Consider the following 22,477-nt stretch of genomic DNA (forward strand, 5'->3'; position numbering starts at 1 on the left):
GACTGTCAAGCACTGCGGGTAAAATTTTGGCGGGAGCCGGAAAATCGCGCATTGACAGGCGGTTTTCCGGCGCGCTTATTTCCGGGCTCGGAATTAAATGGCGTGCGAGCGGATATGAAAACGGGCGATCCGGAACTGATGCGGGAGATCAACCGCTTCCATATCCTCAACATCATCCGCCGCCACGGACCGATCTCCCGCGTCGAAATCTGCAGCCGCGGCGAACTCTCCTCGACCACCGTTTCTGCGATCACCGGCTCGATGATCGAGGACGGCATCATCGAGACGCGGCCCGTCGGCGGCATCCACGAACCGACCCGCGGACGGCCGCGGGTCATGCTGCAGCTGAACCCGCAGGCCGCGCGCGTCGTCGGGGTGAAGATCGGTCTGCATCAGATCACCGTCGCCGTCACCGATTTCCGCGGCGACATCCTGTCGAGCCTGGAACTGCCCCTGCGGGTGAAGCGCCAGCCGGTCTCCGTCGTCGCCGACATCGTCGAGGACGTGATCCGCCGCGCCGTCGTCGATGCAGGGCTGACGATGAAGGCGATCGACAGCGTCTGCACGACCATGCCCGGCATCGTCGAATACGGCACCGGCATGGTGCGGATCAGCCCGATCTTCAGCACCCGGGACATCGCCTTCGGCGACGAGGTCGCGCGCCGGCTCGGCGTCCACGTCATCGTCGAGAGCGACGTCAACGCCGCGACGCTCGCCCAGCAATGGTTCGGCAACTGCCGGGACCTTGCGGACTTCGTCGTCGTTTCGCTGGAACAGGCGATCGGCCTCGGCGTCCTGCATGGCGGCGAGCTCTTCCGCGGCGCGCGCGGCCTCAGCCTCGATATCGGCCGCATGGTGATCGGAACGACGCCGGCGGGCAAGCTCCTGCGCCTCGTCGACCTCGCCTCCGAACAGGCGATCGTCACCGGCCTCGAAGCCGATCCGGCGATCGCCGACGCGGCTTACGTCGGGCGGGGCCTGCGCCACGCCGTCGACCATCTCGGCAAGGGCGACGGGGCTGTGCGCGATCTCGTCGAGCGGGCGGGGCGCTTCGTCGGCATCTCCGTCGCCAACATCGTCTCGCTGTTCGCGCCGCCGAAGATCGTCCTCGTCGGCTCGCTGCTCTCGCTCGGCGACCCGTTCGTCAAGGCGATCGGCTGCGGCTTCGAGGAGGCGGTGGCCGAACCCTTGGCCGAAGTCACCGAGATCGTCGTCGAGCCCTTTTCCGACGCGCTCTGGGCGCAAGGGGCGGCCGCGATCGCGCTTCGCGAGCTCTACGGCTCGCCCTGGAACACCACCGGGCCGGTGCAGACCGGCTGACGGCGCCTCGGGAGGAGCGCGCCGCGATCAATCTGGGAGGAAGTCCATGCAACCCGTCGGCATCGGCATCATCGGCTGCGGCAATATCAGCGCGGCCTATCTGAAGGCCGCCAAGTCCTTTCCCGTCCTCGACATCCGGGCGCTCGCCGACCGTGACCCGGCGGCCGCCGGGAGGCGCGCCGAGGAGTTCGGTATTCCCGCCGTCTCCGTCGCGGATCTCCTCGCCGACCCGGCGATCGAGATCGTCCTCAACCTGACCATCCCCGGCGCGCATGTGGAGGTCGGGCTCGACATCCTGAGGGCCGGCAAGCACGCCTATTCTGAAAAGCCGCTCGGCATCGACTTCGCAGACGCCACGCGGCTGGTCGAAGAGGCAAGGAAACGCGGCCTGCGCCTCGGCTCGGCGCCCGACACCTTCCTCGGCGGCGCGCACCAGGCGGCGCGCGAGTTCGTCGATCAGGGAAATCTGGGACAGCCAGTCGGGGGCACGGCGTTCTTCATGTGCCCCGGCCACGAGCGCTGGCATCCGAACCCCGACTTCTACTACCAGCGCGGCGGCGGCCCGATGCTCGACATGGGGCCGTACTACATCACCGATCTCGTCAACCTTCTCGGGCCCGTCGCCCGCGTCGCCGGCATGGCGCCGCAGCCGCGTGCGACCCGCACCATCACCAGCGAGCCGAAGAAGGGTCAGACGATCGACGTCGAGGTGCCGACGCATGTCGTCGGCATGCTGGAGTTCCACTCCGGCGCCGTCGCCTCGATCACCATGAGCTTCGACGTCGCGGCCCACAAGCACCTGCCGCTGGAGATCTACGGCACCGAGGGCAGCCTGATCGTGCCGGACCCCAACCATTTCGGCGGCGAGGTGAAGTTCCTGAAGAAGGGCGGCGAATGGACCGACGTCCCTGTGACGCGGCCCTATGCCGACGGCAATTACCGCTCGCTCGGTCTCGCCGACATGGCGGCGGCAATTCGCCAGGACCGCCCGCACCGGGCGAGCGGTGACCTCGCCCTGCACGTCCTCGAAGTCATGGAGGCGGTCGGCAAGGCCGCCGAGAGCCGCCGGACGATCGACATCACCACACGGCCGGAGCGTCCGCAGCCGCTCGCCGAGAGCGCCGGCCTCGACCGGCTCGCCTGACCCTCGTCTCAATACCATCCGGGAGGATATCGTCATGAAGGAAGCGCTCATCGTCTGGGGCGGCTGGAGCGGCCACGAGCCCAAGGAAGGCGCCGAGATCGTCGGCCAGATGCTGGAGGCGGAAGGCTTCAAGGTCTTCACGGAGAACACCACCGAGGCCTTCGCCGACCCCTCGATCAAGGATCTCAGCCTGATCGTTCCGATCGTCACCATGTCGAAGATCGAGAAGGAGGAGGTCTCGAACCTCCTTGCGGCGGTCAAGGGCGGCGTTGGCCTCGGCGGCTATCACGGCGGCATGGCCGACAGCTTCCGCGACCAGCCGGAATACCAGTTCATGGTCGGCGGCCAGTGGGTCGCCCATCCCGGCAACATCATCGACTACCGCGTCGACGTGACCAAGCCGGAGGATCCGATCATGCAGGGGATCGACGGCTTCGCCTACCACTCCGAGCAGTACTTCATGCATGTCGACCCGTCGATCGAGGTGCTGGCCACGACGACCTTCAACGGCGACCATGCCGAATGGATCGACGGCGTTACGATGCCGGTCGTCTGGAAGAAGCGCTACGGCAAGGGCCGCGTCTTCTATTCCTCGCTCGGCCACGTCGTCTCGGAATTCGAGGTGCCGCAGATGAAGGAGATCCTGCGCCGCGGACTGCTCTGGGCCGCGGCCTGAACGGTCGCGGACGCAACCGAAAAGCGGTCGGCGCACCGCTTCAATTCAATGAGCGCCTGTGCCAATCTCCCGGCAAGGTCGGTCCGTGCGAGCGGATCGACCGGCGGCCGGGAGGAGACGGGCGCCGGACCGGGAGGATGACATGAAGACGATGAAGGGGCCGGGGATCTTCCTCGCCCAGTTCGCGGGCGATGCCGCGCCGTTCAACGACCTGAAATCGATCGCCGAATGGGCGGCCGGCCACGGCTACAAGGGCGTGCAGATCCCGACATGGGACGCGCGGCTGTTCGACCTGAAGAAGGCCGCCGAATCGAAGACCTATTGCGACGAGGTCACGGGCATCTGCCGCGAGGCCGGCGTCGAGATCACCGACCTGTCGACGCATCTGCAGGGCCAGCTCGTCGCGGTGCATCCGGCCTTCGACGAGGCCTTCGACGGCTTTGCGGCGCCGGAAGTGCGCGGCAATCCGAAGGCGCGCCAGGCATGGGCGGTCGAGCAGCTGAAGATGGCGGCGAAGGCCTCCGCCAATTTCGGCTTCTCGAGCCACGTCACCTTCCCGGGCGCGCTCGCCTGGCCGTTCCTCTATCCCTGGCCGCAGCGGCCGGCCGGGTTGATCGACACCGCCTTTGAGGAACTGGCGAAGCGCTGGGTGCCGATCCTTAACGCCTTCGACGAGGCCGGCTGCGACGTCGGCTACGAGATCCATCCCGGCGAGGACGTCTTCGACGGCGCGACCTTCGAGATGTTCCTCGAAGCCTGCGGCAATCATCCGCGCTGCCAGATCAACTACGACCCGTCGCACTTCGTGCTGCAGCAGCTCGACTATGTCGAGTTCATCGACATCTACCACGAGCGGATCTGCGCCTTCCACGTCAAGGACGCCGAGTTCAACCCGACCGGCCGCCAGGGCGTCTACTCCGGGTATCAGCCCTGGCTGAAGCGCGCCGGCCGCTTCCGGTCCCTGGGGGACGGGCAGGTCGACTTCGCCGCGATCTTCTCGAAGCTCGCCGAATACGACTACGATTCCTGGGCCGTGCTCGAATGGGAGTGCGCCATCAAGGACGCCGAGCAGGGCGCCGCCGAGGGCGCGCCGTTCATTGCCGCGCACATCATCACCGTGACCGAGAAGGCCTTCGACGATTTCGCTTCCGGCGGAACCGACGAGGCGGCGAACAAGCGCATGCTGGGAATTGGCTGAGGGAGGGATCGATGGCTATCGAAGGACGCGACGACACCCATTCCGGCCGCATCCGCCTTGGCATGGTCGGCGGCGGCGAGGGCGCCTTCATCGGCGCCGTGCACCGGATGGCCGCGCGCTTGGACGACCGCTACGAATTCGTCGCCGGCGCGCTCTCGTCGACGCCGGAGAAGGCGAAGCGCTCGGCGGCCGCGATCGGGCTCGACCCGCAGCGCAGCTATGGCTCCTACGGGGAGATGGCCGAGAAGGAGAAGGCGAGGAAAGACGGCATCCAGGCGGTGGCGATCGTCACGCCGAACCACATGCACTTCCCCGTGGCGAAGACCTTCCTCGAGGCCGGCTTCCACGTCATCTGCGACAAGCCGATGACGACGACGCTGGCCGAGGCGCGGGATCTGGCCGAGATTGCAAGGCGTTCCGGCAAGGCCTTCATCCTCACCCATAACTATACCGGCTATCCGATGATCCGGCAGGCGCGGGCAATGGTGGCGGCCGGCGATCTCGGCAAGATCCGCGTGGTCGTGGCTGAATATGCGCAGGACTGGCTGGCGGAGCGGGCCGAGGACACCGGCTCCAAGCAGGCCGGCTGGCGCGTCGATCCGGAAAAGGCCGGCGCGGGCGGGGCGATCGGCGACATCGGCACGCACGCCCACAACCTCGCCTGCTTCGTCATCGGCCTCAAGGTGGAGAAGCTCTCGGCGGACCTCTCGACCTTCGCACCCGGCCGCAAGCTCGACGACAACGCTTCCATGCTGCTGCGCTTTGCCGGCGGCGCCAAGGGGATGCTCTGGGCGAGCCAGGTGGCCGTCGGCAACGAGAACGGCCTGACGCTGCGTGTCTTCGGCGAGAAGGGTGGGCTCGAATGGTGCCAGGAGGAGCCGAACAAGCTCTGGTACACGCCGCTCGGGCAGGCCAAGCGGCTGCTCACCCGCAACGGCGCCGGCGCCGGTCCTGCCGCCACCGCCGTCAGCCGCATCCCGGCCGGTCATCCCGAGGGCTATCTCGAAGGCTTCGCGACGATCTACGCCGAGGCCGCCGAGCTGATCCGAGCGGCAGAGGAGGGCCGGGCGCCGCCGGAGGGTCTGGCGCTGCCGACGATCGAGGACGGCATCGACGGCCTCGCTTTCATCGAGGCCTGCGTGAAATCGTCGAAGGAGGACGGCGCTTGGGTCGCGCTGTGATCCCGCGAAGTTTTGCCGGCGGCCGAACCCGCCGGCAAACGGCCTACAGGAAGAGCCGCGATCCTCGAAGCTTCGTCGTTCTCGGGCTCCGTCCCGAGAGTCCAGGGGCGCCGGCCGGGGCGTCGGCGGATTGCCGCGACCGCGTATCAGGCAGTCGCACGCGCCCGACGATTTCTGGATTCTCGGCACGGGGCCCGAGAATGACGATGGCGCGTGGGACGGGCGCAATGGCTTGCTTCCAGGTGCCGATGAGTGCGGCGGCATGACCACCCGCCCCACCCCGATCCTGGAAGCGCGCCGCGCAACGAAATCCTTCGGCCCGGTCGAGGTGCTGCACGGCGTCGACTTCGCGCTGCGGCCAGGCGAGGTGCATGCGCTGATCGGCGAGAACGGCGCCGGCAAGTCGACGCTGATGAAGTGCCTCTCCGGCTATCAGCCGCTGTCCGGCGGCGATATCCTCCTGAACGGCGAGCCGGTGCGTTTTGCCGACAGCGAGGCGGCGGAGAGGGCGGGGGTCGTCCTGATCCATCAGGAGTTCAACCTCGCCGAACAGCTCTCGGCCGAAGCCAACATCTTCCTCGGCCGCGAGATCCGGCGCGGGCTGTTCCTCGACCGCAAGGGCATGAGGGCGAAGGCCGGGGCGCTGCTTCAGGAACTGGCGACGCCGATCGGCACGCGGCTGCCGGTGGGAAAGCTCTCGGTCTCCCAGAAGCAGATGGTCGAGATCGCCAAGGCGCTCGCGCGCAACGCCCGCGTCCTGATCATGGACGAGCCGACGGCGGTGCTGACGACGCGCGAGGCGGAGGTGCTGTTCAACCAGATCGACCGGTTGAAGGCGGCCGGCGTCGCGATCCTCTACACCTCGCACAAGCTGGACGAGATCGCCCGGGTGGCCGACGAGGTGACGGTGCTGCGCGACGGCGCCTTCGTCGCCAACGGACCGGCGGACGAGATGAGCCCCGACCGGATGGCCGCGCTGATGGTCGGGCGCGAACTGAAGGATCTCTACCCGGAGAAGGCCGGCGAAACCGGAGGCGACGTCGTCCTCTCCGTCCGCGACTTCGCCGTGCCCGGCCATGTCGAGGCTGCGAGCTTCGATCTGAAGCGCGGCGAGATCCTCGGCTTCGCCGGTCTCGTCGGCGCCGGTCGCACCGAGCTGATGGAAGGCATCATGGGCCTGCGCCTGGCGAGCGGCACGGTCCGCCGCAACGGTGCGGCCGTGCGCATCCGGGACGCGGCGGAGGCGACGCGCCACGGCCTCGCCTACCTCACCGAAGACCGCAAGGGCCGAGGCCTGCTCCTGAACTACGGGCTGCGCGAGAACCTGACGCTGCTCGGCCTCGACCGCTTCTCCGGCATCTTTGTCGACGAGAAGGCCGAGGAGGCGGCGCTCGACGCGGCGATCCGGCGCTTCGACATCCGGGCGGCCTCGAAGACCATGAAGGTCGGCAACCTGTCGGGCGGCAACCAGCAGAAGCTGCTGCTCGCCAAGACCATGCTGGTCGAGCCGGAAATCGTCATCCTCGACGAGCCGACGCGGGGCATCGACATCGGCACGAAGCAGCAGATCTACGCCTTCATCCACGAACTGGCGCGCGAGGGACGGGCGGTGATCGTCATCTCGTCGGAGATGTCGGAGGTGATCGGCCTCTGCGACCGGGTGATCGTCATGCGGTCGGGACGGCTCGCCGGCGAGATCAGCGGCGCGGAGATCACGGAGGAGGCGATCGTGCGCCGCGCGATGGGGCTGGAGACGACGGGTGCGGCAATGGGACGGGAGGCAGGGCATGGCGGTTGAGGCGAAAGGCCAGCCGGTGGAGCGGCGTTTCGCCGTCGACCTGCACGTGCTCGGGCCGCTGGTGGCGCTGATCGCGCTGGTCGTCCTCGGCGTCTCGCTGAACGAGCAGTTCCTCTCGGCCGGCAACGTCACCAACGTTCTCGCCCGCTCGTCCTTCATCGGCATCATCGCGGTCGGCGCCACCTTCGTCATCACCATCGGGGGGCTGGACCTGTCCGTCGGCTCGATGTCCGCCTTTCTCGCGGGCATCACGATCATCGTCCTCAACTGGCTGACACCGAATCTCGGGGTCAACTGGGGCACGATCATCGTCGGCATGATCGTCTGCCTCCTCCTCGGGCTGGCCGCCGGCTGGCTCAACGGCGTGCTGATCACCAAGGGGCGGATCGAGGCCTTCATCGTGACGCTCGGCACGCTCGGCATCTTCCGCTCGCTGGTCGTGTGGCTCGCGAACGGCGGGGCGCTGTCGCTCGACTTCAACCTGCGCGAGGTCTACCGGCCGGTCTATTACGGCGGGATCGCGGGCGTCGCCTGGCCGATCATCGTCTTCGCCCTCGTCGCGATCGCCGGCGAGATGGTCATGCGGCGCACCGCCTATGGCCGGCACTGCGCGGCGATCGGCTCCAACGAGCAGGTGGCGCGCTACTCGGCGATCCACGTCGACCGCGTACGGCTCGCCACCTACATGCTGCAGGGCATGCTGGTGGGCGTCGCCACCATCATGTACGTGCCGCGCCTCGGCTCGGCCTCCTCGACCACGGGTCTTCTCTGGGAACTGGAGGCGATCGCGGCGGTGATCATCGGCGGCACCATGCTGAAGGGCGGCTTCGGCCGGGTCTGGGGCACGGTGATCGGCGTCGTCATCCTCAGCCTCATCGACAACATCCTGAACCTGACGGACCTCGTCAGCCCCTATCTCAACGGGGCGATCCAGGGCGTCATCATCATTCTGGCCGTCGTCCTGCAACGCGGCCGCAAAGGCGCGTGACAAGCGCCGTCATCTGGGAGGAATGCGCATGAAAGGATTGATGAAACTGGCGACCGGGGCGCTCTTCGCCGCCGCGCTGGCGCTGCCGGGAGCGGCGATGGCGCAGGACTCGAACGCCAAGGCGACGATCGGCGTGTCGATCCCGTCGGCGACGCACGGCTGGACGGGCGGGATCAACTTCCATGCCCAGCAGGCGATCGACAGCCTGAAGAAGCAGTATCCGAACCTGAACTTCGTGCTCGCGACCGCCGGCGACCCCGGCAAGCAGGTCTCCGACATCGAGGACATGATGGCGACGCGCAACATCGATGCGCTGGTCATCCTGCCGTTCGAATCCGACCCGCTGACCGGGCCGGTGAAGCGCGTCGCCGACGCCGGCAAGTTCGTCACGGTCGTCGACCGCGGCCTGTCGCAGCCCGGCATCCAGGATCTCTATGTCGCCGGCGACAACACCGCCTTCGGCAAGGTGGCCGGGGAGTACTTCAAGAAGAAGCTGCCCGACGGTGGCAAGATCGTCGTCCTGCGCGGGCTGCCGACCACGATCGACAACGAGCGCGTCGACGCCTTCAAGAAGGCGATCGACGGCTCGAAGATCGACATCGAGGGCATCGAGTTCGGCAACTGGAACCGCGACAAGGCCTTCGAGGTGATGCAGGACTTCCTGTCCAAATATCCGAAGATCGACGCCGTCTGGGCTTCCGACGACGACATGGCGCTCGGCGTCATCGAGGCGATCAAGCAGGCCGGCCGCGAGAAGGAGATGTGGGTGCTCGGCGGCGCCGGCATGAAGCAGATGATCAAGCGCGTCGAGAACGGCGACACGATGGTGCCGGCGGACGTGACCTATCCGCCCTCGATGATCGCGACGGCGATCCGGCTGACGGCGGACCATTTCGTCACCGACGCGCCGATGGTCGGCCGGTTCATCATCGATTCCGTCCTGGTGACCAAGGACAACGCCAAGGAGCACTACTACCCCGACTCGCCGTTCTGATCCGGCAGAGTTCGGGCGCATCCCGGCACATGGCGAAGGGCGGCGGTCCGGCGGGCCGCCGCCCTTCGTGCTTTCAGGCGCAGGTCCGCCGTGGCCGTCCGCTGCGATCGTCCTGCTCTTGCGCGGCCCTCCTTCGGCCATAGGTGCGCCTCTGGCGGCAGAGCCGATGCACCGCAGCCCGACCGACGATGAGGAGATCGAGATGCCCGACGAGCAGCCAGACGCCGCGCCGGCCTTCGACGACGAGACGCTGCGGCTCGCGGCGATGGTGTTCCAGGCGGCGCGATCCGGCGATGCGGAGCGGATGGCGGACTTCCTCGCCAAGGGCCTGCCGCCGAACCTTCGCAACGACAAGGGCGACAGCCTGTTGATGCTCGCGAGCTATCACGGCCATGCCGATCTGACGCGGCTGCTCTTGGAGAGCGGCGCCGACCCGAACCTGATGAACGACAAGGGCCAGACGCCGCTCGCCGGCGCGGCCTTCAAGGGCGAGATGGCGATCGCCCGGCTTCTCCTCGACCACGGGGCGGCAGTCGACGGGGCGGGGCCGGACGGGCGCACGCCGCTGATGATGGCGGCGATGTTCAACCGCACCGAACTTGTCGACCTGCTGCTGGAGCGAGGTGCCGATCGCCACGCGCGGGCGGTGGATGGCGTCGACGCCCGCGGCGCGGCCGCGACAATGGGCGCGGCCGACACCGAGGCGCAGCTGGCAAGGCTGGCGGAGCGCGACGAGACGGACTGACCCCGCGGGCGCGCGGCAGAGGCTCCGTCAGTGCCCGGACGGCTCGAGCTCGGTTCCCCGGATCCAGACCGAGCGAAGCGCTAGATCGTCGCCGAGATGGAGCATCGACGCCTCTGCGCCGGGCTGAAGATGACCGATGCGGCGATCCTGGCCGACGGCGCGGGCGGGGTAGAGCGAGGCCATGCGGAGCGCTTCGCTGAGCGGCAGGCCGATGCGACGGTGCATGAACGTTACCGAGGACAGCATGTCGATGTCGGCGCCGGCCAGCGTTCCGTCGGCGAGCGTCAGGCGGCCGTCCCGGCGGAAGATCTCGCGCCCGTTGAGCCGGAAGGACGTCATGTCGGTGCCGGTCGGCGACATGGCGTCGGTGACGAGGAAGATATGTCCGGGCCCGCGCTTGGCGCGCAGCGCGATGCCGATCGCGACGGGGTCGACGTGGAAACCGTCGGCGATCAGCCCGACATGCAGGGCGCCGCAGTCGAGCGCATTGCCCACCATGCCCGGCTCGCGGTGGCCGAGGCCGCTCATGGCGTTGAAGAGGTGGGTCACGAGCCGCGCGCCCGCTTCGGCACCCTGACGCGCGGTGTCGCAGCCGGCATCGGAATGCCCGAGGCTGACGACGACGCCGGCCGCCGAAAGCCGCGTGATCGTCTCCGGCGGGACCACTTCGGGCGCGAGCGTCGTCATCACCACCGGCATCGCCGAAACGGCGGCGACGAGCCGGTCGAAATCCTCCGCCTGCATCGGCCGGATATGGCTCGGCTCGTGGACGCCCTTGCGGGCGAGCGAGATGTGCGGGCCCTCGATATGCAGGCCGAGGAAGCCGGGAACGCCGGCCCGGGTCGCCTCGGTGCCCGCCGCGATGGCGCGCACTGTCAGCTCCGGGCGATCGGTGATCAGCGTCGGCAGCAGCGCCGTCGTGCCGAATTTCGCATGCGCCCGGCAGATCGCCGCGATGCCCTCGCGCGTCGGCTGCTCGTTGAGGAGCACGCCGCCGCCGCCATTGACCTGCAGGTCGACGAAGCCCGGCACCAGCAGGCCGCCGGACAGCGCGACGCGGTCCAGCGCGGGCGGAATGTCCGCCTCGGCGACGATCGCCTCAATGTGTCCGTCCTGGCCGACGAGCAGCGCCTTGCCCTCGTGCCAAGCATGCCCGTCGAAGATGCGGGCGCCGGTGACGGCCTTTCCGGAGAGGCTCTGCGTCATAGCGTTTCCGTGACCTTGCGCAGGTTGGGCGGCGCGTCGGGGTCGAGGCCGCGATGGCGCGCCAGCCGCTCGATGAAGCTGTAGAAGGCGGCGATCAGCACCAGCGGATCGGTCAGCGGATGGCCGGTCGCCGCGAAGGGAAGGGGGCGTGCGCTGCCGGCGCGGTCCGAGGTCGCGAACACCTCGGCCCCTTGCGCCACCATCCGCTCGACCGTGTCGGCCATGCTGGCCGCCGCTGCGTCCCGGGCGATCAGCGCGATCACCTTGAAGCCCTCGCGCACGATCGAGACGGGACCGTGCAGCACCTCCGCGGCGCTGTAGGCCTCGGCATGCATGCCGCAGGTCTCCTTGAACTTCAGCGCCGCCTCGTTGGCGATCGCATGCGAGGGGCCGCGGCCGAGGATGAAGAGCGAATCCGTCCCGTCCAGCGCCGCGACGAGGTCGGACCAGTCGCAGGCGACGGCCCGCTCCAGCTGACCCGGCAGGGCGGCCAGAGCCGCCGAGAGCTTCGCGTCGTCCTGCCACTTCGCCAGGATCGCGAGGCCGGCGACGACGGAGGCGACGAAGGTCTTTGTCGCCGCGACGCTGAGCTCCGGCCCGGCGGCGATGTCGACGACGAGGTCGCTCGCCGCTCCCAGCGGCGAGGTGGCGGTATTCGTCAGCGCCACGACGGCTCCGCCGCCGCTGCGCACCGTCTTCGCCATGGCGACGATGTCCGGGCTCTTGCCCGACTGCGAGATGGCGAGGCAGGCGCCGCGCTCGAAGTGCATCGGCGCGCCGTAGATCGAGGCGATGGAGGGGCCGAGCGAGGCGACCGGCACGCCGGCGGTCAGCTCGATGGCATATTTCAGATAGGCCGCGGCATGGTCGGAGGAGCCGCGCGCGATCGTGCCGATGACGGCGGGGTCGCGCTGGCGCAGCAAGGCCGCGGCGCGATCGATCGACGCTTCGGAGGCCGTCAGCAGCCTAGAGACGGCGGCCGGGATCTCCGCGATCTCCTGTTGCATCGCGGTCGGACGCAGGGATGTCGGGTCGTTCATCGGGAGGCCTCGCTGGATTGGGAGCCTTGCGGCTGCGCGCCGGAGAACCGCAGTTCGGCGACGAAGTCGTAGGCGTCGGCGCGATAGATGGAGCGCGTGAATTCGACGACCTTGCCGGTCGCAAGATAGGATGTCCGCTCGATGTTGAGGCTCGCCGAACCGGCGGCGACACCGAGCAGCGACGCGTCCTTTTCCGTCAGCAGCGCGGCAGAGATCCGCTGGATGGCGCGCACCGGGCGCATGCCGGTCCGCTCCAGCGCGGCGTAGAGCGAGCCTTCCACCGCGAAGGGATCGGGGAGCGCGGCGATGGAGAGGGAGGCGCGCTCGATCGCCAGCGGGTCGTCATTGCCGATTCTGAGGCGCGCCACCCGCGCCACCCGTTCGCTGGACGATAGACCCAGCGCGACGAATTCCTCGGGCGAGGGGGAATAGACGCCGCGATCGAGCCAGCGGGAGCGCACCGAAATGCCGCGCGTCGCCATGTCCTCGCTGAACGAGGTGAGGCTCGACAGCGACTGCTCGACGCGGCCGACCCGCGGCGCCACGAATGTGCCGGAGCCGTGCCGCTGGAAGAGCAGGCCCTGGTCGACGAGATCCTGCACCGCGCGGCGCACGGTGACGCGCGACAAGGCCGTGCGCGCCGCGATGTCGCGTTCGGCCGGCAGGGCTTCGCCCGGCTTCAGGCCGCCGCTGCGGATGACCGCCTCGAGCGCGCGCTTCAGCTGCAGGTAGCGCGGACCGGTGCCGCTGCCCCCGAAGCTTTCCGGCGCCAGGACGGCATCGAGAGCGCTGCTCATCGCGCGGCCTTTCCGCCCGCGGCTGCGATCTGGACGGCCATTTGCACCGCCCCCTGCAGCGCATCGCCGAGAGGAGCGTGCAGCCGCCGACGGAATCGCTCCGACATCCGCTCGGCATAGGTCTCGGCCAACCCGCCCAGCAGGCAGATCCGCTCGTCGCCGTTCCCGGCGACCGCCTCCAGCATGCGCTCGGCATTGGCGAGCGCATCCGCGAAAATCGCTTCCGCGACCTCGTCCCCTCGTTCCAAAGCGCCGACGATCTGCGGCGCGAAACTGCCGTAGAAGGCCGGCGGAGCATCCCGCACGGCCTCGACCATCAGGCGGGGATCGCCCTCGAATCGCTGGAGGACGGCATCGGTCAGCGGGCTCGATGCCCGCACGCCGTCATAGGCGAGCAGGGCTTCCTCCAGGAGCTGCCGGCCGAGCCGGGCGCCGCTGCCGAGATCGCCGATCTGGAAGCCCCAGCCGCCGATCATCCGCACCTTCTCGCCGCGTCGGGCGGCGAAGATCGAGCCGGTGCCGAGGATGGCGATCGCGCCGTCATGCGATCCGAGCGCGCCTTGCAGCGCGATCAGCGCATCGCTCACCACGTGGCTGTCGCCAAACGGCAGCATGGTCTGCAGCCGTGCGGCGTGGTCGCCGACATTGCCGCCGGCAAGGCCGAGGACGGCGGTCGCCGAGCGGACCGCGTCCACCGGCAGCCCGGCCGCTGCCGCGGCCTCTTCCGCCGCCGCCACGATGTTGGCGCGCGCGCCGGCGAGATCGGTGCGGATGTTGGCCGAGCCGCTCTTTGCCTGACCCAGAATCCGCCCGGTGCCGTCGGCGATCGCCAGCCGGCAGCTCGTCCCGCCTCCATCGATGCCGACGATGTAGCCCATGTCCACTCCGTTTCCGACAGACCATACCAATCAACGACCAATCTGCAAATCAAAAACCGCAGGGCCGCAGCAGAAAAGAGCTAGATCGCTGAAAAAGTTGGACCAAATGATCCGATCCTGCGCCGAGATGTCTCTCGCACTGATTTTTTCGCTGGACAGCTGGTATGCTTTTGGTTTCATCTGACGCAAAGAGGAATTGCTGGGCATGATGCCACGACGCACAGAAATGTCTCATCGGCGGGCGGCAGGCTTCGACACGTTGGAGCCGCTGTATGCTGCGGGACTTCTCGTCGAGGCGCAACGGGACGCGGCCGGCGCGGTGAGCGAGGCGCTCGTGCCGATCGTGGCGGCAGCCGGCCTTGCGGCCGAACGGCTGAGGGCGGGCGGGCGGCTGATCTATGCGGGGGCCGGCAGTTCGGGTCTGATGGCACTCGCCGACGCGCTGGAGCTGCCGGGAACGTTCGGCGTGCCGCGCGACCGCATCGTCGTCCTCTTTGCCGGCGCGCCCGCCACGCTGGTGGCGATGACCGGCGAGAGCGAGGACGATACGGATCTGGCGCGCCGCGACATCGGCTCGGCCGCGGCGGGTCCCAAGGACTGCGTCATCGCCGTCTCGGCCAGCGGCTCGACACCCTATACGCTGGCTGCCCTCGGCGAGGGAAAGGCCCGCGGGGCCGCGACGATCGCCTTCGCCAACAATGCCGCGGCGCCGCTTCTCGCCGCCGCCGATGTCGGCGTGCTGCTCGCGACGCCGCCGGAACTGGTGGCGGGCTCGACCCGGATGGGCGCGGGAACCGCGCAGAAGATCGCCCTCAACGTGTTCTCCACCCTCATGGCGGTGGAACTCGGGCACATCCACGACGGGCTGATGGTCAATGTCCAGGCCGACAACGCCAAGCTGGTCCAGCGAGCGGTGCGCATCGTCGCCACGGTGGCGCAGGCCGGCGAGGAGCGGGCGGCAGACTGCCTCGAACGGGCCGGCGGGTCGGTGAAGCTCGCCGTGCTGATGGCCTCCGGGGCGGCGAGCCCGGAAGAGGCCGCGCGGCGGCTGGAACAGGCGGGCGGCCGCATCCGGCCGGTGCTCGCCGCTCTGCAGGAAGAATCCGCCGCCGCCGAAGGCGTCGGTGCAACGGGATGAACAGGGAGACTGCGAACATGAAGACTGCATTGGCATCCATCCTGATGGCCTCGAGCATCCTCGCCGGCATCGCGCCGGCGGCGGCCGCGGACGTCACGCTGACCATCGAGAGCTGGCGCAACGACGACCTGCAGGTCTGGCAGGACAAGATCATCCCGGCCTTCGAGAAGGAGAATCCGGGGATCAAGGTCGAATTCCAGCCGGCGGCGCCGACCGAGTACAACGCCGCGCTGAACGCCAAGCTCGCCGCCGGCTCGGCCGGCGACCTGATCACCTGCCGGCCGTTCGACGCCTCGCTCGATCTCTACAAGAAGGGCTATCTGGCGCCGCTGAACGATCTCAAGGGGATGGACAACTTCTCCGAACTCTCCAAGGTCGCCTGGCAGACGGACGACGCCAAGACCACGTTCTGCGTGCCGATGGCCTCGGTGATCCACGGCTTCATCTACAACAAGCAGGCCTTCAGCGACGTCGGCATCAAGGACGTGCCGAAGACCGACAAGGAATTCTTCGCCGACCTCGACAAGATCAAGAAGGACGGCACCTACGTCCCGCTCGCCATGGGCACCAAGGACCAGTGGGAAGCGGCGACGATGGGCTACGAGAACATCGGCCCCGACTACTGGCATGGCGAGGAAGGCCGCAAGGCGCTGATCGCCGGCAAGCAGAAGCTGACCGACGCCGACTGGGTGAAGCCCTTCGAGGTGCTGGCGAAGTGGGCGCCCTACATGGGTGACGGCTATCAGGCGCAGTCCTATCCGGACAGCCAGAACCTCTTCACCCTCGGCCGCGCCGCGATCTATCCCGCGGGCTCCTGGGAGATCCCGAACTTCGAGAAGCAGGCCGACTTCAAGATGGGCGCGTTCCCGCCGCCGGTGCCGGAGAAGGGCGACACCTGCTATATCTCCGATCAGCCCGACCACGCGCTCGGCATGAACGCCCACACCAAGCACCCGGAAGCGGCGAAGAAGTTCCTGCAGTGGGTCGCCTCGAAGGAGTTCGCGCAGATCTACACCAATGCGCTGCCGGGCTTCTTCCCGCTGACCAAGGAGAAGGTCGACATCACGGATCCGCTGGCGCAGGATTTCCTCTCCTTCCGCAAGGAGTGCACGCCGACGATCCGCGCCACCTACCAGTTCCTGTCGCGCGGCACGCCGAACCTCGAGAACGAGCTGTGGACGGCCTCGGCGAACGTCATCAACGGCACCGAGACCCCGAAGGCGGCGGCGGAGAAGCTGCAGAAGGGCCTCGACAGCTGGTATCAGCCCGGCAAGTGAGCCATCATCCGGCGGGGCGCCTTGCGCTCCGCCGCTTCTTCTTCTGACAGGACGTGTTTCGAATGACGGTTTCGGCAACCGCCAAGCGCCCGGTCCGCTGGCACATCGCGGTGTTTCTGGCGCCCGCCGTCCTGATCTACACCGCGGTGATGATCATCCCGCTGGCGGCGACGCTGCAGCAGTCCTTCTACCAGGTGAAGGACGGCGCCACGCACTTTGTCGGCTGGGGCAACTTCCGGACGCTGTTCTTCGACCCGCGCTGGTCGCACGACTTCTGGAATGCGCTGTGGAACAACACCTGGTTCTTCCTGGTGGTGATGTTCGTGCAGAACCCGATCGGGATCCTGCTGGCGGCGCTCCTGTCCAGCAACCGGCTGCGCTTCCGCGCCTTCTACCGCACGGCGATCTTCGTGCCGACGATCCTCTCCTTCGTCATCGTCGGCTTCATCTGGAAGCTGATCCTCAGCCCGCTCTGGGGCGTCGCACCGAGCCTGATGGGCTATGTGGGGCTGCGGCACTGGTTCCATCCCTGGCTCGGCATGGAGCCCTACGCCCTGACGACGCTGGGGCTGATCACCGTCTGGCAGTTCGTCGGCATCCCGATGATGCTGATCTACGCCGCGCTCCTGTCGATCCCCGACGAGATCATCGAGGCGGCCGAACTCGACGGCATCACCGGCCTCTCGCAGTTCTGGAAGATCAAGCTGCCGCTGATCCTGCCGGCGATCGGCATCGTCTCCGTCCTGACCTTCGTCGGCAATTTCAACGCCTTCGACCTGATCTACGTGGTGCAGGGGGCGCTCGGCGGCCCGAACGGGTCGACCGACATCCTCGGCACCTTCCTCTATCGCACCTTCTTCGGCTTCCAGCTGCAGGTCGGCGACCCGCACATGGGCGCGGCGATCGCCTCGATCATGTTCCTGATCATCCTCGCCGGCGTCAGCCTCTACCTCTTCGGCATCCAGACGCGCCTTCGGCGCTACCAGTTCTAGGGGCGCGCGATGGCCAGCCGTTCGACCGCCTCTCTGCCCCGCGCCGCCGCCGCGCATGCGGTGCTGATCGTCTATACGGTGATCGCGCTGTTTCCGGTGCTGCTCATCGTCATCAACGCCTTCAAGACGCGCCGGGCGATCTTCCGCTCGCCGATGGGCCTGCCGTCCGGCGAGGGCTTCTCGCTGGAGGGCTTCCGCACGGTGCTCTCGCAGGGCGATTTCCTGCGCTATTTCGAGAACAGCCTGATCGTCACCATCGTCTCGATCGCGCTGGTCCTCCTGTTCGGCGCGATGGCGGCCTTCGCGCTGTCGGAATACCGCTTCCGCGGCAACCGGCTGATGGGCCTCTATCTCGCGCTCGGCATCATGATCCCGATCCGGCTCGGCACCATCGCGATCCTGCAGGAGATGGTCGCGAGCGGCCTCGTCAACACGCTGACGGCGCTGATCCTCGTCTACACCGCGCAAGGCCTGCCGCTGTCGGTGTTCATCCTGTCGGAGTTCATGGCGCAGGTTTCGAACGACCTGAAGAATGCCGGCCGCATCGACGGGCTGTCGGAATACAAGATCTTCTTCCGCCTGGTGCTGCCGCTGGTGCGCCCGGCGATGGCGACCGTCGCCGTCTTCACCATGATCCCTGTCTGGAACGATCTGTGGTTCCCGCTGATCCTGGCGCCGTCCGAGGGGACGAAGACGGTGACGCTCGGCGCCCAGATGTTCATCGGCCAGTTCGTCACCAACTGGAACGCCGTGCTCGCGGCCCTGTCGCTGGCGATCCTGCCGGTGCTGGTGCTCTACCTCATCTTCTCGCGCCAGCTGATCCGCGGCATCACCTCCGGAGCCGTGAAATGACCGCTGCCACCGCTCCCATCCGCGTGCTCGTCGCCGGCCTCGGCAACATGGGCATGAGCCACGCGCTCGCCTACGAGGCGATCGACGGCTTCGAAGTCGCCGGCCTCGTCAACCGCTCGGCCGTGACCCTGCCGGAGGCGCTGGCACGCCATGGCGTGCGGCCGGATTTCGACGCGGCGCTCGTGGAGCTGAAGCCGGACCTCGTCTCGGTCTGCACCTATTCCGACAGCCATGCCGCCCTCGCCATTCAGGCGATGGAGGCGGGGGCCCACGTCTTCGTCGAGAAGCCGCTGGCGACGACCGTCGCCGATGCGGAACGGGTCGTCGCGGCGGCGAAGGCGAATGGTCGCAAGCTCGTCGTCGGCTACATCCTGCGCCATCACCCGTCCTGGATGCGGCTGATCGCCGAGGCGCGAGCGCTCGGTGGGCCATACGTCTTCCGCATGAACCTGAACCAGCAGTCGAGCGGGCAGGCCTGGGAGACGCACAAGGCGCTGATGCGGACGACCTCGCCGATCGTCGACTGCGGCGTTCACTATGTCGACGTTATGTGCCAGATCACCGATGCCAGGCCGGTCCAGGTGCGCGGCATGGGCGTGCGCCTATCGGACGAGATCGCGCCGGACATGTACAATTACGGCCATCTCCAGGTGATCTTCGACGACGGCTCGCTCGGCTGGTACGAGGCGGCCTGGGGGCCGATGATCTCCACGAGCGCCTTCTTCGTGAAGGACATCATGACGCCGAAGGGATCCGTCTCGATCGTCATGGACGAGGCGGCGAAGTCGGACGACATCGACACCCACACCAAGACCGCGCGGATCCGCATCCACCGCGCCGAGCGGGACGCGTCCGGCCGCTTCGCCGCGCCCGACGAACTCCTGAGCATGGAGGGCGAGCCGGGGCACCAGGCACTGTGCGAACGCGAGCAGCGCTTCCTGCTGGATGCGATCCGCGGCGACGCCGACCTGTCGCGCCACATGGAGGATGCGGTCCGGTCGCTGAAGATCTGCCTGGCCGCCGACGAGAGCGTGCGCACCGGCCGCGCCGTCGACCTTTGATCATCGAGGACGGAAGAGACCTTTGGGATCGCTGACACTTAGCACCATCCGCAAGAGCTATAGCGCCGTCGAGGTGCTGAAGGGGATCGACCTCGAGGTCGCGGACGGCGAATTCGTCGTCTTCGTGGGGCCTTCCGGCTGCGGCAAGTCGACGCTTCTCAGGATCATCGCCGGTCTCGACGACGCCACCTCCGGCGAGGTGCTGATCGATGGGGTGTCGGTGGATGCCGTGCCCTCGGCCAAGCGCGGCATCGCCATGGTGTTCCAGAGCTATGCCCTCTATCCGCACCTGAAGGTCCGGGACAATATGGGCCTCGGCCTCAAGCAAGCCGGCGCCAAGGCGGAGGACATCCGGGCGCGGGTGAGCGAGGCTTCGGCCATGCTGTCGCTCGACGATTATCTCGACCGGCGGCCGGCGGAACTCTCGGGCGGCCAGCGCCAGCGCGTCGCCATCGGGCGCGCGATCGTGCGCCATCCCAAGCTCTTCCTGTTCGACGAGCCGCTGTCCAACCTCGACGCCGCGCTCCGGGTCAACACCCGGCTGGAGATCGCCCGCCTGCACCGGGAGCTGAAGGCGACGATGATCTACGTCACGCACGATCAGGTCGAGGCGATGACGCTGGCGGACAAGATCGTCGTCCTCAACAAGGGCCGGGTCGAGCAGATCGGCTCGCCGATGGACCTCTACAACCACCCGGCCAACCTCTTCGTCGCGGGCTTCATCGGCTCGCCCAAGATGAACTTCATCGAGGCCGACCGGCTCGGCCGGAAGGACGCCGCGACGATCGGCGTTCGTCCCGAGCACATTACGGTCGATTTCGAGAGCGGCGAGTGGAAGGGCAAGGTGCTGCACGCCGAGCATCTCGGCGCCGACACGATCCTCTATCTCGATACCGAGCGCGCCGGCTTCATCTCCGTCCGGCTGTTCGGGGAACAGCGCTACGACGCGGACGACATCGTCTATGCGACGCCTGATCCCGCGCGGATCTACGCCTTCGACGGGGACGGTGCCGTGATCGGCGGCCCAGCCGCGGCCCCGGCGCCTAAGGCGGACGTTCAGAGCTGACCTTCATGTTCCGAGAGGCGTGCATTCGAGCGAAGGGAGACGCCTGATGCAGCCGGATGTCCTCGCCGACGCCGAGCGGCTCTGGAACTTCCACCGGTCGGTCGAGCCCGTTGCGGCGGACGCCCGCTTCGATGCCGTGGTGGGGCTCGGCAGCTATGACGAGGCGGTCGCCCATCATGCCGCGCGGCTCTGCCTGGAGGGCAGGGCGCCGGTCCTCCTGTTCACCGGCCGGCACGGCAACTGGACGGCAGGCCGCCACGAGACGACCGAGGCCGAGCGCTTCCGGGCCGTCGCCCTGGCGGACGGCGTTCCGGCGGAGGCGATCCTCATCGAGCCGACCGCCACCAATATCGGCGAGAACGTCTCGGCCAGCGACCGCCTGCTCATCGAACGCGGATGCCGTTCGGCGCTCTACGTCACCAAGCCGCAGACGCAACTGCGCCTGCACCTGACGCTGCGGCGGATCGGGCGGATGCCGCGCTTCGCCGTCACGGCTCCCGCGCGCAGCCTCGACGACGCCCTGCAACGCTTCGGCGAGCGGCAGATCCTGAACGAGATGGTCGGCGATCTCGACCGGGTGCTGGCCTACCCTGAAATGGGCTTCCAGGCGGAAATCGCGGTGCCGGCCGCCGTCCTCGAGGCCTTCGAGCGGCTGAAGGCGAAGGGCTTTCGCGACCATCTCTTGCGGCGCGGCTGAACTGCCGTGCCGGCGCCGCTGCGGCGCCTCAGGCGATCGGCACAACCTCGACGCGCCGATTGCGATAGACGAGGCCGGTGCGGCCCGTCAGCAGCTCGAGCGCCCGGTCCCCGAAGATCTCCCGCCGCCAGCCGGACAGCGCCGGCACGCCGGCGGTCTCGCCCTTCCAGGCGAGCTTCTCCAGATCGTCGCCCGAGGCTATCATCTTGGCGGCGACGCCTTCCTCCTCCACGACGATCTTGAGAAGGACGCGCAGGAATTCCACGGCAGCGGCGGTTCCCTCCGGGACCTGGGGCGGCCGCGGGATCGCGGGCAGCTCGGATTTCGGCACGGCGAGGGCGCGTGCGACGGCGGCGAGAATCGCCTTGCCCGCGGCGCTGCGCTCGAAGCCCTTCGATACCGTGCGCAACCGCGATAGCGCCTGCTCGTCCTTCGGCTGCTGCTGGGCGATCTCGTAGATCGCATCGTCCTTGAGAATGCGGCCGCGGGGCTTGTCGCTGTCGCGCGCCTCGCGCTCGCGCCAGGCGGCGATCTCCTTCAGGATCTGCAGCTCGATCGGCTTGCGGACCCTCAGCTTCAGCCGTGTCCAGGCATCGTCCGGATGCAGGTCGTAGGTCTGCGGGTCCGACAGGACCGCCATCTCCTCGGTCAGCCAATGCGCCCGGCCGGCCTTGTCGAGCTGCGCCTTCAGCGCGCGATAGGCGTCGCGCAGGAAGGTGACGTCGGCGAGCGCATATTCGAGCTGCTGCTCGGTGAGCGGCCGGCGGCGCCAGTCGGTGAAGCGCGAGGTCTTGTCGATCCGCCCGCTGGTCGTCCGCGCGACGAGCTGGTCGTATGCGATCGAATCGCCGAAGCCGCAGACCATCGCCGCGACCTGGGTGTCGAACAGCGGCACCGGCACCTTGCCGCTCAGCTTGTGGATGATCTCGACGTCCTGCCGCGCGGCGTGGAAGACCTTGAGGACGCCCTCGTTCTGCATCAGTTCGAAGAACGGCTCGAGCGAGATCCTCGGCGCCAGCGGGTCGACCAGCACGGCGAGATCGTCCGACGCCATCTGGACGAGGCAGAGCTCCGGCCAGAACGTCGTCTCGCGGATGAATTCCGTGTCGATCGTGATAAAGTCGGCCTTGGCGAGTTCGCGGCAGGCTTCGGCAAGGGCGGATGTGGTGGTGATCAGCTGCATGCGCCTCTCTTAGCCGGAAGCGAACGAGTTTCGAAGGCTTAACCGTTCGCTGCGTTCGCAAAAGTGCCTGCATCGTGCCGCCGGCGACGATCGGACGGCCGGAAGCACCCGCCAATCTTGACATTCGGGCCACGGCCATGCGCTTGTCGCGGCGATTTGATGACAGCCGTCAGCCCGATCGTGCCGCGCGGGTCTCCCCGCGCGAGCGAGACGGCACGATCGACGCCGGATATGAAGAGAGAATGC

At 68.0% G+C, this 22,477-nt stretch carries 21 protein-coding genes; 16 read left to right on the forward strand and 5 right to left on the reverse strand.

The features are described 5' to 3' along the window. Window positions 1–114: 114 nt before the first annotated feature. From AB5S17_RS02470 to AB5S17_RS02510, 9 genes are all read left to right on the forward strand, one after another. On the forward strand, window positions 115–1,320 hold the full coding sequence (locus AB5S17_RS02470) for an ROK family protein (RefSeq protein WP_369235757.1): 1,206 nt from the start codon (window positions 115–117) through the stop codon (window positions 1,318–1,320). Window positions 1,321–1,366: 46 nt separating this feature from the next. Then, a complete protein-coding gene (locus AB5S17_RS02475) occupies window positions 1,367–2,464 on the forward strand; it encodes a Gfo/Idh/MocA family protein (RefSeq protein ID WP_369235759.1) in 1,098 nt (365 codons plus the stop codon). A 34-nt stretch (window positions 2,465–2,498) separates the two neighbouring features. Beyond that, window positions 2,499–3,140 carry a ThuA domain-containing protein gene (locus AB5S17_RS02480; protein WP_369235761.1) on the forward strand — a complete coding sequence of 214 codons (642 nt, stop codon included), beginning with the start codon at window positions 2,499–2,501 and terminating at the stop codon, window positions 3,138–3,140. A gap of 142 nt (window positions 3,141–3,282) precedes the next feature. After that, on the forward strand, window positions 3,283–4,338 hold the full coding sequence (locus AB5S17_RS02485; protein WP_369235763.1) for a sugar phosphate isomerase/epimerase family protein: 1,056 nt from the start codon (window positions 3,283–3,285) through the stop codon (window positions 4,336–4,338). Between the two features lie 11 nt (window positions 4,339–4,349). After that, entirely contained in the window at window positions 4,350–5,519 is a 1,170-nt protein-coding gene (locus AB5S17_RS02490; RefSeq protein ID WP_369235765.1) for a Gfo/Idh/MocA family protein, read from the forward strand. Window positions 5,520–5,781: 262 nt separating this feature from the next. Further along, window positions 5,782–7,317 (forward strand): sugar ABC transporter ATP-binding protein, encoded by a 1,536-nt coding sequence (locus AB5S17_RS02495; RefSeq protein WP_369235767.1) that lies wholly within the window; start codon window positions 5,782–5,784, stop codon window positions 7,315–7,317. After that, window positions 7,307–8,305: an ABC transporter permease gene (locus AB5S17_RS02500; RefSeq protein ID WP_369235769.1), complete on the forward strand. Its 999-nt coding sequence runs from the start codon at window positions 7,307–7,309 to the stop codon at window positions 8,303–8,305. The genes AB5S17_RS02495 and AB5S17_RS02500 overlap by 11 nt, the downstream gene beginning before the upstream one ends. A gap of 28 nt (window positions 8,306–8,333) precedes the next feature. Next, window positions 8,334–9,299, forward strand: coding sequence for an ABC transporter substrate-binding protein (locus tag AB5S17_RS02505; RefSeq protein WP_369235771.1), 966 nt, complete (start codon window positions 8,334–8,336; stop codon window positions 9,297–9,299). A gap of 202 nt (window positions 9,300–9,501) precedes the next feature. Then, window positions 9,502–10,044 (forward strand): ankyrin repeat domain-containing protein, encoded by a 543-nt coding sequence (locus AB5S17_RS02510; protein WP_369235773.1) that lies wholly within the window; start codon window positions 9,502–9,504, stop codon window positions 10,042–10,044. Window positions 10,045–10,071: 27 nt separating this feature from the next. On the opposite strand, the gene nagA is transcribed toward AB5S17_RS02510, so the two are convergent. The 4 genes from nagA to AB5S17_RS02530 are packed head-to-tail and all read right to left on the reverse strand — an operon-like array spanning window position 10,072 to window position 13,965. Then, on the reverse strand, window positions 10,072–11,250 hold the full coding sequence (gene nagA / locus AB5S17_RS02515; RefSeq protein WP_369235775.1) for an N-acetylglucosamine-6-phosphate deacetylase: 1,179 nt from the start codon (window positions 11,248–11,250) through the stop codon (window positions 10,072–10,074). Beyond that, entirely contained in the window at window positions 11,247–12,290 is a 1,044-nt protein-coding gene (locus AB5S17_RS02520; protein ID WP_369235777.1) for an SIS domain-containing protein, read from the reverse strand. The genes nagA and AB5S17_RS02520 overlap by 4 nt, the downstream gene beginning before the upstream one ends. Then, complete coding sequence (locus AB5S17_RS02525; RefSeq protein ID WP_369235779.1) at window positions 12,287–13,087, reverse strand: GntR family transcriptional regulator; 801 nt, start codon at window positions 13,085–13,087, stop codon at window positions 12,287–12,289. The genes AB5S17_RS02520 and AB5S17_RS02525 overlap by 4 nt, the downstream gene beginning before the upstream one ends. Then, window positions 13,084–13,965, reverse strand: a complete 882-nt coding sequence (locus AB5S17_RS02530; RefSeq protein ID WP_369235781.1) for a BadF/BadG/BcrA/BcrD ATPase family protein — start codon at window positions 13,963–13,965, stop codon at window positions 13,084–13,086. Before AB5S17_RS02530 ends, AB5S17_RS02525 begins: the two co-directional genes overlap by 4 nt. Window positions 13,966–14,191: 226 nt before the next feature. Between AB5S17_RS02530 and AB5S17_RS02535 the strand changes: the two genes are divergently transcribed. The 7 genes from AB5S17_RS02535 to AB5S17_RS02565 all read left to right on the forward strand — a co-directional run bounded on the left by AB5S17_RS02535 (window position 14,192) and on the right by AB5S17_RS02565 (window position 21,048). Continuing rightward, window positions 14,192–15,103, forward strand: a complete 912-nt coding sequence (locus AB5S17_RS02535) for an N-acetylmuramic acid 6-phosphate etherase (protein ID WP_369235783.1) — start codon at window positions 14,192–14,194, stop codon at window positions 15,101–15,103. 17 nt (window positions 15,104–15,120) lie between these two features. Beyond that, window positions 15,121–16,380 carry an ABC transporter substrate-binding protein gene (locus AB5S17_RS02540; RefSeq protein WP_369235785.1) on the forward strand — a complete coding sequence of 420 codons (1,260 nt, stop codon included), beginning with the start codon at window positions 15,121–15,123 and terminating at the stop codon, window positions 16,378–16,380. 62 nt (window positions 16,381–16,442) lie between these two features. Next, window positions 16,443–17,372 carry a carbohydrate ABC transporter permease gene (locus tag AB5S17_RS02545; protein WP_369235787.1) on the forward strand — a complete coding sequence of 310 codons (930 nt, stop codon included), beginning with the start codon at window positions 16,443–16,445 and terminating at the stop codon, window positions 17,370–17,372. Window positions 17,373–17,381: 9 nt separating this feature from the next. Then, window positions 17,382–18,224 carry a carbohydrate ABC transporter permease gene (locus tag AB5S17_RS02550; protein ID WP_369235789.1) on the forward strand — a complete coding sequence of 281 codons (843 nt, stop codon included), beginning with the start codon at window positions 17,382–17,384 and terminating at the stop codon, window positions 18,222–18,224. Further along, on the forward strand, window positions 18,221–19,285 hold the full coding sequence (locus tag AB5S17_RS02555) for a Gfo/Idh/MocA family protein (protein ID WP_369235791.1): 1,065 nt from the start codon (window positions 18,221–18,223) through the stop codon (window positions 19,283–19,285). Before AB5S17_RS02550 ends, AB5S17_RS02555 begins: the two co-directional genes overlap by 4 nt. 22 nt (window positions 19,286–19,307) lie before the next feature. Then, window positions 19,308–20,351: an ABC transporter ATP-binding protein gene (locus tag AB5S17_RS02560; RefSeq protein ID WP_369235793.1), complete on the forward strand. Its 1,044-nt coding sequence runs from the start codon at window positions 19,308–19,310 to the stop codon at window positions 20,349–20,351. A gap of 46 nt (window positions 20,352–20,397) precedes the next feature. Then, window positions 20,398–21,048, forward strand: coding sequence for a YdcF family protein (locus AB5S17_RS02565; protein ID WP_369235795.1), 651 nt, complete (start codon window positions 20,398–20,400; stop codon window positions 21,046–21,048). Window positions 21,049–21,076: 28 nt separating this feature from the next. Here the strand turns inward: AB5S17_RS02565 and rnd are convergent, their stop codons facing one another. After that, entirely contained in the window at window positions 21,077–22,225 is a 1,149-nt protein-coding gene (gene rnd, locus AB5S17_RS02570; RefSeq protein WP_369236130.1) for a ribonuclease D, read from the reverse strand. Between the last annotated feature and the right edge of the window lie 252 nt (window positions 22,226–22,477).

The sequence above is a fragment of the Jiella sp. M17.18 genome, assembly GCF_041027365.1.
Taxonomy (GTDB): Bacteria; Pseudomonadota; Alphaproteobacteria; order Rhizobiales; family Rhizobiaceae; genus VKMB-3413.

Coding starts and splice junctions, on each gene's coding strand:
- AB5S17_RS02550 (WP_369235789.1), top strand. CDS start 17,382: ATGGCCAGCCGTTCGACCGCCTCTCTGCCCCGCGCCGCCGCCGCGCAT.
- AB5S17_RS02525 (WP_369235779.1), bottom strand. CDS start 13,087: ATGAGCAGCGCTCTCGATGCCGTCCTGGCGCCGGAAAGCTTCGGGGGC.
- AB5S17_RS02505 (WP_369235771.1), top strand. CDS start 8,334: ATGAAAGGATTGATGAAACTGGCGACCGGGGCGCTCTTCGCCGCCGCG.
- AB5S17_RS02530 (WP_369235781.1), bottom strand. CDS start 13,965: ATGGGCTACATCGTCGGCATCGATGGAGGCGGGACGAGCTGCCGGCTG.
- AB5S17_RS02470 (WP_369235757.1), top strand. CDS start 115: ATGAAAACGGGCGATCCGGAACTGATGCGGGAGATCAACCGCTTCCAT.
- nagA (WP_369235775.1), bottom strand. CDS start 11,250: ATGACGCAGAGCCTCTCCGGAAAGGCCGTCACCGGCGCCCGCATCTTC.
- AB5S17_RS02490 (WP_369235765.1), top strand. CDS start 4,350: ATGGCTATCGAAGGACGCGACGACACCCATTCCGGCCGCATCCGCCTT.
- AB5S17_RS02475 (WP_369235759.1), top strand. CDS start 1,367: ATGCAACCCGTCGGCATCGGCATCATCGGCTGCGGCAATATCAGCGCG.
- AB5S17_RS02555 (WP_369235791.1), top strand. CDS start 18,221: ATGACCGCTGCCACCGCTCCCATCCGCGTGCTCGTCGCCGGCCTCGGC.
- AB5S17_RS02510 (WP_369235773.1), top strand. CDS start 9,502: ATGCCCGACGAGCAGCCAGACGCCGCGCCGGCCTTCGACGACGAGACG.
- AB5S17_RS02540 (WP_369235785.1), top strand. CDS start 15,121: ATGAAGACTGCATTGGCATCCATCCTGATGGCCTCGAGCATCCTCGCC.
- AB5S17_RS02500 (WP_369235769.1), top strand. CDS start 7,307: ATGGCGGTTGAGGCGAAAGGCCAGCCGGTGGAGCGGCGTTTCGCCGTC.
- AB5S17_RS02495 (WP_369235767.1), top strand. CDS start 5,782: ATGACCACCCGCCCCACCCCGATCCTGGAAGCGCGCCGCGCAACGAAA.
- AB5S17_RS02535 (WP_369235783.1), top strand. CDS start 14,192: ATGTCTCATCGGCGGGCGGCAGGCTTCGACACGTTGGAGCCGCTGTAT.
- AB5S17_RS02520 (WP_369235777.1), bottom strand. CDS start 12,290: ATGAACGACCCGACATCCCTGCGTCCGACCGCGATGCAACAGGAGATC.
- AB5S17_RS02485 (WP_369235763.1), top strand. CDS start 3,283: ATGAAGACGATGAAGGGGCCGGGGATCTTCCTCGCCCAGTTCGCGGGC.
- AB5S17_RS02480 (WP_369235761.1), top strand. CDS start 2,499: ATGAAGGAAGCGCTCATCGTCTGGGGCGGCTGGAGCGGCCACGAGCCC.
- AB5S17_RS02545 (WP_369235787.1), top strand. CDS start 16,443: ATGACGGTTTCGGCAACCGCCAAGCGCCCGGTCCGCTGGCACATCGCG.
- AB5S17_RS02565 (WP_369235795.1), top strand. CDS start 20,398: ATGCAGCCGGATGTCCTCGCCGACGCCGAGCGGCTCTGGAACTTCCAC.